Source organism: Haloplanus natans DSM 17983, assembly GCF_000427685.1.
Lineage (GTDB): Archaea > Halobacteriota > Halobacteria > Halobacteriales > Haloferacaceae > Haloplanus > Haloplanus natans.
This window is the reverse complement of sequence record NZ_KE386573.1, coordinates 1,990,301-2,002,561: the sequence shown is the minus strand read 5'-3', so window position 1 is coordinate 2,002,561 and position 12,261 is coordinate 1,990,301. Positions and strand designations below refer to the sequence as shown.

The 12,261-nt window shown below is 68.4% G+C and carries 12 protein-coding genes and 1 pseudogene; 11 read left to right on the top strand and 2 right to left on the bottom strand.

Going from position 1 to position 12,261, the window contains the following annotated elements; genetic code table 11:
* Window positions 1-87 precede the first annotated feature (87 nt).
* From ilvB to HALNA_RS12370, 7 genes are read left to right on the top strand one after another with little or no spacing between them, the layout of a single operon-like run.
* Complete coding sequence (ilvB, locus tag HALNA_RS12400) at window positions 88-1,848, top strand: biosynthetic-type acetolactate synthase large subunit (protein ID WP_049936673.1); 1,761 nt, start codon at window positions 88-90, stop codon at window positions 1,846-1,848.
* On the top strand, window positions 1,845-2,435 hold the full coding sequence (gene ilvN, locus HALNA_RS12395) for an acetolactate synthase small subunit (protein WP_084510014.1): 591 nt from the start codon (window positions 1,845-1,847) through the stop codon (window positions 2,433-2,435). Before ilvB ends, ilvN begins: the two co-directional genes overlap by 4 nt.
* Before the next feature lie 2 nt (window positions 2,436-2,437).
* Window positions 2,438-3,475, top strand: a complete 1,038-nt coding sequence (ilvC, locus tag HALNA_RS12390) for a ketol-acid reductoisomerase (RefSeq protein WP_049936672.1) — start codon at window positions 2,438-2,440, stop codon at window positions 3,473-3,475.
* The gene (locus tag HALNA_RS12385) at window positions 3,468-3,716 is read left to right on the top strand and encodes a hypothetical protein (protein WP_157573532.1); all 249 of its coding nucleotides are present in this window, start codon (window positions 3,468-3,470) and stop codon (window positions 3,714-3,716) included. The genes ilvC and HALNA_RS12385 overlap by 8 nt, the downstream gene beginning before the upstream one ends.
* Entirely contained in the window at window positions 3,709-5,130 is a 1,422-nt protein-coding gene (leuC, locus tag HALNA_RS12380; protein WP_049936670.1) for a 3-isopropylmalate dehydratase large subunit, read from the top strand. The genes HALNA_RS12385 and leuC overlap by 8 nt, the downstream gene beginning before the upstream one ends.
* A complete protein-coding gene (gene leuD, locus HALNA_RS12375) occupies window positions 5,127-5,756 on the top strand; it encodes a 3-isopropylmalate dehydratase small subunit (protein WP_084510013.1) in 630 nt (209 codons plus the stop codon). The genes leuC and leuD overlap by 4 nt, the downstream gene beginning before the upstream one ends.
* On the top strand, window positions 5,753-6,730 hold the full coding sequence (locus HALNA_RS12370) for an isocitrate/isopropylmalate dehydrogenase family protein (RefSeq protein ID WP_049936669.1): 978 nt from the start codon (window positions 5,753-5,755) through the stop codon (window positions 6,728-6,730). The genes leuD and HALNA_RS12370 overlap by 4 nt, the downstream gene beginning before the upstream one ends.
* A 19-nt stretch (window positions 6,731-6,749) precedes the next feature.
* Here the strand turns inward: HALNA_RS12370 and HALNA_RS12365 are convergent, their stop codons facing one another.
* A complete protein-coding gene (locus HALNA_RS12365; protein ID WP_049936668.1) occupies window positions 6,750-7,190 on the bottom strand; it encodes a DUF5799 family protein in 441 nt (146 codons plus the stop codon).
* 244 nt (window positions 7,191-7,434) lie between these two features.
* Between HALNA_RS12365 and HALNA_RS20630 the strand changes: the two genes are divergently transcribed.
* Both HALNA_RS20630 and psmB read left to right on the top strand, forming a co-directional pair.
* Entirely contained in the window at window positions 7,435-7,605 is a 171-nt protein-coding gene (locus tag HALNA_RS20630; RefSeq protein WP_169719041.1) for a hypothetical protein, read from the top strand.
* 48 nt (window positions 7,606-7,653) lie between these two features.
* Window positions 7,654-8,391, top strand: coding sequence for an archaeal proteasome endopeptidase complex subunit beta (psmB, locus tag HALNA_RS12360; protein ID WP_049936667.1), 738 nt, complete (start codon window positions 7,654-7,656; stop codon window positions 8,389-8,391).
* A 4-nt stretch (window positions 8,392-8,395) separates the two neighbouring features.
* Here psmB and HALNA_RS12355 read toward each other — a convergent pair whose 3' ends face one another.
* Window positions 8,396-9,937 (bottom strand): hypothetical protein, encoded by a 1,542-nt coding sequence (locus HALNA_RS12355; protein WP_049936666.1) that lies wholly within the window; start codon window positions 9,935-9,937, stop codon window positions 8,396-8,398.
* A gap of 96 nt (window positions 9,938-10,033) precedes the next feature.
* On the opposite strand from HALNA_RS12355, the gene ligA reads away from it, so the two are divergent.
* Window positions 10,034-11,695, top strand: a complete 1,662-nt coding sequence (ligA, locus tag HALNA_RS12350) for an ATP-dependent DNA ligase LigA (RefSeq protein WP_049936665.1) — start codon at window positions 10,034-10,036, stop codon at window positions 11,693-11,695.
* A gap of 93 nt (window positions 11,696-11,788) precedes the next feature.
* Window positions 11,789-12,185: pseudogene (locus HALNA_RS12345) on the top strand (MBL fold metallo-hydrolase); the annotation flags it as partial.
* Between the last annotated feature and the right edge of the window lie 76 nt (window positions 12,186-12,261).

Genomic DNA, 12,261 nt, shown 5'->3' with positions numbered 1-12,261 from the left:
ACGTGACCGTACCGTACACAGGGAGCCACATGGCCACACGACAATGAATCATTCACACCGACAGCCACCGACGTACAGCTTACGACAATGAGCGAGCGAACCACCCAACCACCGGAGACGGAGGAGTCGAGCGACGAGGCGGCCGACGGGGCCCCGACACAAGTCACGTCGGGCGCTACGTCCACCGTTCGAGCCCTCGAGAACGCGGGCATCGACGTGATGTTCGGCGTGCAGGGCGGGGCGATCATGCCCGTCTACGACGCGCTCTGGGATTCGGAGATCCGTCACGTGATGATGGCCCACGAACAGGGGGCGGCTCACGCGGCCGACGCGTTCAGCGTGGTGTCCGGCCAGCCGGGCGTCTGCCTGGCTACCTCGGGTCCTGGCGCGACCAACCTCGTGACGGGACTCGCCGACGCCAACATGGATTCCGACGCCGTGGTGGCGCTGACCGGGCAGGTGCCCCAGCATATGGTCGGCAGCGACGCCTTCCAGGAGACGGACACGACGGGCATCACCGCACCGATCACGAAGAACAACTACTTCGCGAGCGACGCCGACACCGTCGGCGACACCGTCGGCGAGGCGGTGGCGCTCGCTTCCGCCGGCCGGCCGGGGCCGACGCTGGTCGACCTCCCCAAGGACGTCACCAGCGGGGAGACGGACCGCGAACCGGGGATGCCCCAGACGCCGGAGACGTACACGCCACAGGACGAAGCGGACGAGAGCGCCGTCGAGACGGTGGCGAGCGCCATCGAGGCGGCGGACAAACCGCTGCTCCTGTTCGGCGGCGGCGTGGTGAAAGCCGACGCCGCGGACGTGGCCCGCGAGTTCGCCGCCGACTACGAGATTCCGGTGGTGACGACGATGCCCGGTATCGGCACGATGCCCGAGGACCACGAGCTCTGTCTGTCGTGGGCGGGCATGCACGGCACCGGCTACGCCAACATGGCGATCAACCACACGGACCTCCTGATCGCCGTCGGCACCCGATTCGACGACCGCCTGACCGGCGGTATCGAGACGTTCGCGCCGAGCGCGGAGGTCGTTCACGTCGACATCGACCCCGCGGAGATCAGCAAGAACATCCACGCCGACTACCCGCTGATCGGCGACGCGGGGCGCGTCCTCGGACAGCTCGACGACGCGCTGACCGCCGCGCCCGACGCCGACGAGTGGCGCGAGCAGTGTCGGACGTGGAAGACGGAGTACCCGATGGATTACGCGGCGCCGGACGACGAACCGCTCAAACCGCAGTTCGTCGTCGAGGCGCTCGACGAGGCCACGAGCGACGACGCCATCGTCACCTCGGGCGTCGGCCAGCATCAGATGTGGGCGTCCCAGTACTGGACGTTCCGCGACCCGCGGAAGTGGGTCTCCTCGCACGGCCTCGGGACGATGGGCTACGGCCTGCCCGCGGCCATCGGCGCCCGACTGGCGGCCGACGACGACGAGGAAGTCGTCTGTATCGACGGCGACGGCTCCTTCCTGATGACAGTCGAGGAGCTCTCGGTCGCCGTGCGCGAGGACCTCGACATCACGGTCGCCATCCTGAACAACGAGTACATCGGAATGGTGCGCCAGTGGCAGGACGCCTTCTTCGAGGGGCGACACATGGCCGCCGGCTACAGTTGGATCCCCGAGTTCGACAAGTTGGCCGAGGCCTTCGGCGCCCGCGGCTGGCGCGTCGACGACTACGACGAGGTGGCCGACGCCGTCGAGGAGGCGCTCGCCTACGACGGCCCCTCGGTCGTCGACTTCCACATCGACCCCGCCGAGAACGTCTACCCGATGGTGCCGAGCGGCGGCGCCAACGACAAATTCGCCCTCTCGGAGGAGCAGCTATGAGCGGCGGGCTGGACGGTCCACGACCCGAGGAGCGGGAGACGCCCGAGGGCCGGCGCAACTCCCAGGGCATCCGCATCGACCCCGAGGTGGAGGCGGAGCCCGACGCCCGGCGGGCGGTTCTCTCGGCGCTCGTGGAACACGAACCCGGCGTGTTGGCGAACGTCTCCGGACTGTTCCGGCGGCGGCAGTTCAATATCGAAAGCCTCACCGTCGGTCCGACCACCGATGGTGACCGAGCGCGAATCACGCTCGAAATAGAGGAGCCCGAACCGGGCATCGAACAGGCGAAAAAACAGCTACAGAAGCTCGTGCCGGTCATCGCGGTGACCGAACTCGAACCCGACGCCATCCGGCGCGAACTCGCGCTGATCAAGGTCGACGGGAGCGCCCCCGATCAGGTCGGCGCCGTGGCGGAGATGTACGACGGCAAGACCGTCGACGTCTCCCGGGAGTCGGTCACCGTCGAGATCACGGGCAGCGAGCAGAAGATCGACGCCGCGGTGGAGACGTTCGGTCGGTTCGGCATCCACGAGATCGTCCGGACCGGCACGGCGGCGCTCGAACGCGGCACACGCAAGACGACATAACCATGACAGACGAATTTACCGTTCCGGTATACTACGACGACGACGCGGACAGTGACGCAATCGCCGGCAAGACCGTAGCCGTCCTCGGCTACGGCAGTCAGGGCCACGCCCACGCACAGAACCTCGATGACAGCGGGATCGACGTGGTCGTCGGCCTGCGGAAATCCTCCGACTCGTGGGCCCAGGCCGAAAACGACGGGCTGCGGGTCGCGACCCCCGACGACGCCGCCGCGGAGGCGGATATCGTCTCGATGCTCGTTCCCGACACCGTCCAGCCGGCGGTGTTCGAGGCCATCGGCGACGGGCTCGAGGCGGGCGACACCCTCCAGTTCGCCCACGGCTTCAACATCCACTACAACCAGATCCAGCCCCCCGAGGGCGTCGACGTGACGATGATCGCCCCGAAGACGCCGGGCCACCTCCTGCGGCGCAACTACACCGAGAACACGGGCACGCCCGCCCTCCTCGCCGTCTACCAGAACACGACGGGCGAGGCGAAAGCGGAGGCGCTGGCGTACGCACAGGCCATCGGCTGCACCCGCGCGGGCGTCGTCGAGACGACGTTCCGGGAGGAGGTCGAGACGGATCTCTTCGGCGAGCAGGCGGTGCTCTGTGGCGGCATCACGTCGCTCATCAAGAAGGGCTACGAGACGCTGGTCGACGCGGGCTACAGCCCGGAGATGGCCTACTTCGAGTGTCTCAACGAGATGAAGCTGATCGTCGATCTGATGTACGAGGGCGGGATGGCCGAGATGTGGAACTCGGTCTCCGACACGGCCGAGTACGGTGGCCTCGCCGTGGGGCCGGAGATCGTCGGCGAGGGCGTCCGCGAGAACATGGACGAAGCGCTCGAAGCGGTCCAGAACGGCGACTTCGCCCGCGAGTGGATCCTCGAGAACCAGGCCGGTCGCCCCTCCTATACGCAGCTTCACGCGGCCGACCGGAACCACGACATCGAGGAGGTCGGCGCCCGACTGCGCGCGCTGTTCTCCTGGGCCGAAGAGGCCGAGGAGGAGGCAGAGGCCCCGGCCGATGACTGATCGGATGGGGTCGGTGGACCACAGCCATCCCACGCAACGCGCCGTCGCCGGCGCGTACCGTCGGGGCCGGGACGCCGACGGACTGTGCACGGACGGCGCCGGCGAGGACGTCGAGACCGAGGGCCGCGAACGAATGCGCGACGTGTCCCACACGGCGGCGGACGGCGACGGGACGAACGAGGTCTGGGCGCGCGGCGACGGCGACACCCAGGGGGGAGAGGGCCCCGAGGAAAATGAGTGAGGGCACGCTCTACGACAAGGTGTGGGCCCGGCACAAGGTGGCCGACCTCCCGAACGGACAGGATCAGCTGTTCATCGGCCTACATCTCATCCACGAGGTGACCAGTCCCCAGCCCTTCTCCGAGTTGCGGGAGCGGGGCATCGAAGTCCCCTTCCCCGAGCGCAACGTCGCCACGGTGGACCACATCGTGCCGACGCGGCCGGAGGGACGGGAGCGTCCGCTGGCCGACGAGTCGGCCGAGGGGATGCTGACGGCGCTGGAGCGCAACACGAGCGAGACGGGCATCCAGTTCTACGGGCTGGAGTCCGAGAAGCAGGGCATCACGCACGTCGTCGCGCCCGAACTGGGCTTGACCCAGCCGGGGACGACGGTCGTCTGTGGTGACTCCCACACCGCCACGCACGGCGCTTTCGGCGCCATCGCGTTCGGCATCGGCACGAGCCAGGTCCGGGACGTGCTCGCCTCGCAGTGTGTCGCCGCCGACAAGGCCGAGGTCCGCCGCATCGAGGTGGACGGTCGGCTCGGCGAGGGCGTCCACTCGAAGGACCTCATCCTGAAGATCATCGCCGAACTCGGCGTCGACGGCGGCGTCGGCTACGTCTACGAGTACGGCGGCGAGGCGGTTCGCGACCTCTCGATGGAGGAGCGCCTCGCGGTCTGTAACATGTCCATCGAGGGCGGCGCCCGCGCGGGCTACATAAATCCCGACGAGACGACCTACGAGTTCCTGCGCGGCCGCGAGTTCGCCCCCGAGGGCGACGCGTTCGAGGAGCGAAAGGCGTACTGGGAGTCCATCGCGAGCGACCCCGACGCCGACTACGACGACGTGGTCCACCTCGACGCCGGGAATCTGGAGCCGATGGTCACGTGGGGGACGAACCCCGGACAGGCCGTCGGCATCGGCGACCCCGTCCCGGCGCCCGAGGACCTGCCCGAGGGGGAACGCGACGCCGCCAGAGCCGCCCAAGAGCATACGGGCGTCACGCCCGGCGAGCCGATGGCGGGCTATCCCATCGACGTGGCCTTCCTCGGCACCTGCACGAACGGCCGTGCGAGCGACTTCCGCGAGGCCGCCGCGGTTCTGGAGGGCCGCGAGGTCCATCCGGACGTGCGTGCGCTCGCGGTTCCCGGGTCGGGGACGGTGAAATCGACGCTCGAAGCGGAAGGTGTCGACGACATCTTCCGCGAGGCGGGCTTCGACTGGCGCGAGGCGGGCTGTTCGATGTGTCTGGCCATGAACGACGACTCCCTCGAGGGCTCCGAGCGGTGTGCGTCCTCGTCGAACCGCAACTACGTGGGTCGACAGGGGAGCAAGGACGGCCGGACGGTGCTGATGAGTCCGGCGATGGTCGCCGCCGCCGCGGTGGAAGGCGAAGTCGCCGACGTGCGCGACCTGACGGAGGTGGACGCATGAGCGGCGAGGGGTCGGAGAACGGCGTCGGCGTCGAGGAGATGAAGGTGCGCCGCGTCGCGGGCACCGGCGTCCCCGTCCGCGGGGACGACATCGACACCGACCAGATCATCCCCGCCCGGTTCCTCAAGACGACGACCTGGGAAGGGATGGATCAGTACGCCTTCTACGACGCGCGCCGCGACGACGACGGCGAACTGAACGACCACCCCTTCAACGAGTACAAGGGGGCGAACGTCCTCGTCGTCAACGACAACTTCGGCTGTGGCTCCTCGCGGGAGCACGCGCCGCGGGCGCTGGCCCGCTGGGGCGTCGAGGCCATCGTCGGCGAGTCGTTCGCCGAAATCTTCGCGGACAACTGCAAGTCGCTTGGCATCCCGGCGGCGACGACGGACCCGGAGACGGTCGCGGAGCTACAGGACTTCATCGAGGCGAACCCGTCGGCGGGTATCGAACTCGACGTAGTCGACGAGACGGTCACCTACGACGGCAAGACCGTCGACGTCGACATAGACGAGGCGATGCGCGGGGCGCTGGTGCAGGGCATCTGGGACACCGTTGCCCTGCTCCGGTCGAACATGGACGCCATCGACGAGACGGCGGCCGACCTGCCGTACGTCGACCGATGAGCGAGCGCATCGCCGTCATCCCCGGCGACGGCATCGGCCACGAAGTCGTCCCGGCGACGCTGCGTGTCCTCGATGCGGTCGTCGACTTCGAGTACGACCACGTCGAAGCGGGCGACGCCGTGGCGGAGCGGACGAGGACCCCGCTTCCCGAGGCGACGCTGGAGGCGGTCACGAGCGCCGACGCGACGCTGTTCGGCGCGACGGGCGAAACCTCCGCCGACGTGATCCTCCCGCTTCGCGACGCGGTGGACTCCTTCGTCAACATCCGCCCGGCGCGGACGTATCCGGGCGTCGAGGCGGTCCAGCCGGAGACGGATCTGGTGATCCTCCGCGAGAACACGGAGGGGGTCTACGCCGGTATCGAGGAGCGCCTGACCGAGGACGTGTCGACACTGACGCGACTGGTCACGCAACGAGCGTCCAGACGGCTCGCCGAGTTCGCCTGCGACTACGTCGAGTCGAACGGGCTAGACGGGTTCACGATTGCCCACAAGAACAACGTGATGCGCGTGACCGACGGCCTGTTCGTCGACACCGTCAGCGAGGTTGCGAGCGACCGCGGCGTCGCCGTCGACGACGCGTATATGGACGCGATGGCGACGGGTCTCGCGATGGACCCGACGGGCTACGACGTGATCGTCTGCCCCAATCTGGCGGGCGACGTGTTGTCCGATCTGGCCGCGGGGCTGGTCGGCGGCCTCGGCTTACTCCCGAGCGCGAACGTCGGCTCGGAGCGGGGAATCTTCGAACCCGTCCACGGCTGTGCGCCCGACATCGCGGGCGAGGGCGTCGCCAACCCGACGGCGACGGTGCTGTCGGCGGCGATGTTGCTCGACTTCCTCGACTACGAGGACGAAGCGACGGCGGTGCGGACGGCCGTCGAGACGACGCTGGCCGAGGGTCCGCACACGCCCGACCTGGGCGGCGAGGCGACGACCGACGACGTGGCCGACGCCGTCGTCGACCGCCTGTAGCGGTCCGCCGGACGGCGTCTCACCCGTCGTACGACTGCCGGATATCGTCCCACTTCCCCTTCTCTTCGAGCCGTTCCTGGAGGGCGCTCGCGTACTCGTCGACGAGGCGTTCGGCCGCGTCGAGTTTATCGGCGTCGTCGTCGCCGTCGCCCATCCCGAGTGCGCCGCGGATAGCGTCGAGGACGCCGGTGCCGCTGTCGGCCTGGCGCCCGCCGTTCGGGCCGCCGGGCCCCATTCCCTCTTGCACCTTCTCCAGTTCGGGGATCATCTGGGGGAGGCTCTCGGTGTCGGCGACGATCCGCGCCCGGTCGGGGTCGTCGGCGTGTTCGATTTCGAAGTCGACGGCGGTCATGACCAGTCCCCACTCTTGATTCGAGAACTCGGAGGTACGGACCCGGTCGCTGAACTCCCGGTCGACGGCCATTCGGTCGCCGACGATCCTATCGGTCCAGTTCGACATGGACGGAGGTACGGCCAGCCGACGTATCAGGGTTTCCCACCGCGTACGCCCTCCGGATAACACGCATAAGTTATGCGTGAGACGGCGGTACTACACGGGGGCTATCGCGGTATCGACGGGCGTCGCGGCACCAGCACCGGCCGGGACCCGTCGTTCGACGTAATCGACCGACAGCGGCGGACTCATCCGAATCGGCGAGCCAGCAGAGTTATATACGACGGTCGCTCCACGGACGGCTACGCAGATGTTCGAACCACTGTACCGTGCTGGCGCGTTCGCGGCGTATCAGATCACCCTGGCCGTCGGCATCGCTCTGATGCCGCTGGCCCTGTTCGCCCGTCGTCTGGGAGTCACCGTTCCGCTCGGTGACCTCGTCGCGGCGGCGGTGCGGGCCTACGACCGCACGGGACGGTAGCGCAACGGAAGGGTTGCATTTATCAGCGCGCCCCCGCAAAAGCAGGTGATGCGTACCCCGACGAATCAGGACTTTTCACGCGCGCAGGACCGTCTCGACGGGCAGGACCGCCCGGTGTTCGGGCCGGAAATCGGCGAGTTCACGAACACCGAGGAGCGTCGCGCCGCGGCGGGCGACGAGGACAAGGAGATGAAAACCGGCACGACGACCGTCGGGCTCTCGACTGCCAACGGCGTCGTGATGGCGACCGACATGCGCGCCAGCGCGGGTCGCATGGTCTCCAGCAAGGACGTCCAGAAGGTCGAACAGATCCACCCGACGGGCGCGCTCACCATCGCCGGATCGGTGTCGGCCGCCCAGTCGCTCATCCGCTCGCTCCGCTCGGAGACGAGCCTCTACGAGACGCGTCGGGGCAAGGACATGAGCATGGAAGCCCTCTCGACGCTCACGAGCAACTTCCTCCGCTCGGGTGCGTTCTTTATCGTCTCGCCCCTCCTCGGCGGCGTCGACGAGGACGGCGCTCACGTCTACAGCCTCGACCCGCTCGGCGGGATGATGGAAGAGGACTACGCCGTCTCCGGCTCCGGGAGCCAGTACGCCCTCGGTGTCCTCGAACAGGAGTACGAAGACGACCTCACGATGGACGAGGCCCGGTCGGTCGCCGCCCACGCCATTCAGAGCGCGGTCGAGCGTGACCTCGCGTCCGGCAACGGCATCAACGTCGCCGTCGTCACGGACGAGGGCGTCGACATCACGAAACACAAAGAGTTCGAATCGCTGCTGTAGCGGCTTACCACCACTCGGCGAACGTCCCGTCGAGAAGCGTTTCGGTCTGCTCGTCCACGTACGTCCGTTGCATCGCGGGAACGGCCGTCGAGAGCGCGGCGCCGTCCGTGACCTTGTCCCGCACTCGCTCGCGTTTCCATCCGGCCGGCGTGAGTCCGGCGTCGATCCGTGCCCGCAGCGGTTCGACGTACGACGCCGCCTCGTCGGCCGAACAGCCGGCGTTCTTCAGCCCCTCGACGGCGTGTGAGAGCACGTCCTCGTACATCACCTCCGAATCGGTCGTCTCCTCGCCCCCGTTGGTGATCCAGCGCTGCTCGCTCGCCAACCCGTCGCGGGCGGCGGCGTAGAAATTCTCCCGAGCGACGCTCCAGTCCTGGCCGATCACCGGATGTTCGTGACGAGGCAGACTCTCCATCAGGCCGGCAAAGGTCGCCATGAACGACATGGAGTCGCGGACGGTCGGCTGGGCGGCGATGGGGCGGAACTCGATGCGGGCGTTGGCCGAGGAGCGGTCGGCGCCGTCGAAGACGGGGCGCACCCACCGCCAGAACGTGCCGTGTTTGCGCCGGAGCGTGGCGAACTTGTCGTCGAAGCGGTCGCCGCGGTCGACCGGCATCGGGACGACCGTCGGATCGTTGGCGACGCGGTCGACCGCCTCCGCGACGGAGTCCAGGTCGTCGGGAAATCGCACCTTCCGTGCGTCGTCGCTGTTCAGGACGGACTCGAAGACGAAGATGCGGTTCTCGGCGCGGGCGTCGTCGACGACCGTCTCGGGGTCGACGCCGTCGTCGTAGAGGTCCGGCGGGAAAAACGGGGAGTTGACGCCGAGTGCGAGAAGTGGCCCGGCGATCCGGAGGGCGTAGTTGTGGTAGATCGGCAGGTCGGAGGCGTGGGGCACCTGGTAGTGGGGCTGGATCGACGTAATGAGGCTTTCGGGCATCACGGTGTCGGCTTCGAGGGTGACGTGTGGCGCGTCGACCGTGAACGGCGTCGGCGTGTTCGGTCCGTTGGCCATCGCGTGATACCGCACGGCGTCGGTCATGTTCGTCGCGATGCGGATACCCTCGTCCTCGACGCTGTCGGTCAGGTAGCCGCGGGCCGTCTCGCCGGACGGCGGAATCGTCCAGATGCCGTCGCTGACGAGGCGCATCCCCTCGGTCCGTGTGGTCTGGAGCGCCGAGGAGAGATGCGAGCGGACGCCGGCGGCCTGTGCCCGGAGCCCGTCGGCGTTCAACGGCTGGGGACTGGTCGTCATCTCGGCGTTGTGGAGGCCGAGTTCCTTCTCGAAGCGGATGAGTTCGAGGAGGCGCCGGGGCACGCGCACGAGTTCCGCCCCCGTCCCCTCGTCGTCGCTCCCTCGACGCCACCGACCGTCGGCAACGGCGTAGAACTCGTACTCCAACCCGATGATCGAGCGGTGGTTGTCGAACGTCCCGTCTCTGAGTTCGTTTTTGACCACCTCCGCGTCGGCCTGCGCCTGCGCCCGAAACTCGGAGACGTCGACGTCGAGAACGTCCCGAACCTGCGCCGCCAGGTCGCTATTCATACCCCTTCCTGTACGCTCAGCATCTTCAATCCGGTGACTGCAGTCGATCCCGCGAACCCGTCGCGCTTAACCGCGGCGGGACCGGACCTGGGATCGATGGACTTCGCCGACTTCGCCGACCGGGTCTGCGCCGTCGAAAACGAGAGCGCCGACCTCGCGGTTACGTCTCTGGTTGCCGATCTGTTCGTCGATGCCGGTGACGACCTGCCCGTCGTCGCCCGCTTGCTGCTCGGGCGCGTCGTCCCCGCGTGGGACTCGACGACCCTCGACGTGGGGCCGGCCCTCTGTCACGAGGCGCTCGCCCGCGCCGCCGGCCCGAACGTCACTGCCGACGACGTGGCCGACCGACTGGCCGCCGAGGGCGAAATCGGTGCCGTCGCGGCGTCGCTGGACCTCGACGGGCAACAGGGGCTCGCCGCCTTCGGCGCCGCCGACCCCGATCCGCTGACGGTCGCCGGGGTGGACGCCCGCCTCCGCGACCTCGCGGCCGCCGACGGCCCGGGGAGCCGGGATCACAAGGTCGACGTGCTCTTCGGCCTGTTCAACCGCGCCGACTCACGCTCGGCGCGCTATCTCGCTCGGCTCGTCCTCTCTGAGATGCGCATCGGCGTCGGGGAGGGTATCGTCCGCGACGCCATCGCGGAGGCGTTCGACGTGCCGGTCGAGGAAGTCGAACGGGCCTTACAGGTGGAAAACGACTGCGGTGCGGTGGCCGTTCGCGCCCGCGACGAGGGTGCATCGGGCCTGGCGGCGGCCGAACTCGTCGTCGGCCGGCCGGTGAGCGCGATGCTCGCCCAGGCCGGTACCGCGGCGGACGCCCTCGACGCGTGGGAGTCGATCGCCGTCGAGACCAAGTTCGACGGCGCCCGGGTGCAGGTCCACCACGACCCGGCGGGCGAGACGCGGGTCTTCTCACGCAACTTAGAGGACGTGACCGACGCGTTGCCGGAGGTGGTCGAGGCCGTCTCCGACCTTCTCGTTCCCACGATCCTCGATGGCGAGGCAATCGCCGTCGACGAATCGGGCGACCCCCTGCCTTTTCAGGAGGTGTTGCGGCGGTTTCGCCGAAAACACGACGTGGCGCGGATGCGCGAGGAGGTACGGATCGAGTTCCGGGCGTTCGACTGCCTCCACGTCGACGGCGTCGACCTGCTCGACGAGCCACTCCTCGATCGACGGGAACGGCTATCTAACGCCCTGTCGGCGGTCAGCGGCGCCACACCGTCCCCGTTCCGCGTCCTCGACGACGCCGACGCCATCGCCGACCGCGAGGCGGCGGCCCTTGACGCGGGCCACGAGGGGATCATGCTCAAGAATCCCGACTCCACCTACACGCCGGGCAAGCGGGGGCAGAACTGGCTGAAGCGCAAGCCCGACGTGGAGACCCTGGATCTCGTCGTCACGGGTGCCGAATGGGGCGAGGGGCGGCGGGCGAACCACCTCGGTACGTTTCTGCTGTCGGCGCGGACCGAGGACGGATTCGCGACCATCGGCAAGGTGGCGACGGGGATCACCGACGAGCGGCTTGCGGATCTGAGCGACCGCCTCGAACCCCTGATACGGGCGGAGGACGGGACCGACGTGGATATCGAACCCGAAGTCGTATTCGAGGTAGGCTACGAGGAGATTCAGTCCTCGCCCACGTACGGGTCGGGCTACGCGCTCCGGTTCCCGCGCTTCGTCGCCGTGCGCGAGGACAAGGCGCCGGCTGACGCGGACTCGCTAGCGCGGGTCGAGCGGCTGGTGGACCGCGGATAATCCCCAGTTAATCACTCGTTACTGTGATCATCCGCTACGACACCCTCTCAGTCCGTTGGGTCGGCTACGCCACCGCTCGCCGAGCGGCAGGGCTACGACCTCGTCCGGATCGGGGAACGCGAGACGGTCGAGGTCGCGGGCGTCCCGGTTCGGAGCCTGCCCGCGTACAACGACCCCGACGGACCGTATGCGGACGGGTCGGTCACCCATCCCGAGGGATTCGGCGTCGGCTACCGGTATCGAGGTGGGTGGCGTCTCCGTCTTCTGGCCCGGCGACTCCGACGTACTCCCCCACCACGCGGGTCTCGACGCCTCCCTCTTCCTGGCGAACATCTCGGGATCGGTGTGTATGGACCGCCACGACGCCGCCGCCCTCGCCGAACGACTCGATCCGGACCTCGTCTGCCCGATTCACTACGACACGCGGGCGTTCGCGGCCGACGTGGCCGGCCGTGGTATTCCGGTCGTCCTCGACGAGGGATGGGCGTGACCGACGCGAGAGTTACTATATTCCAGCCAATATTAATTCGAGACGGTACCGACGCGACAATCGGGTTGCAGCCCCC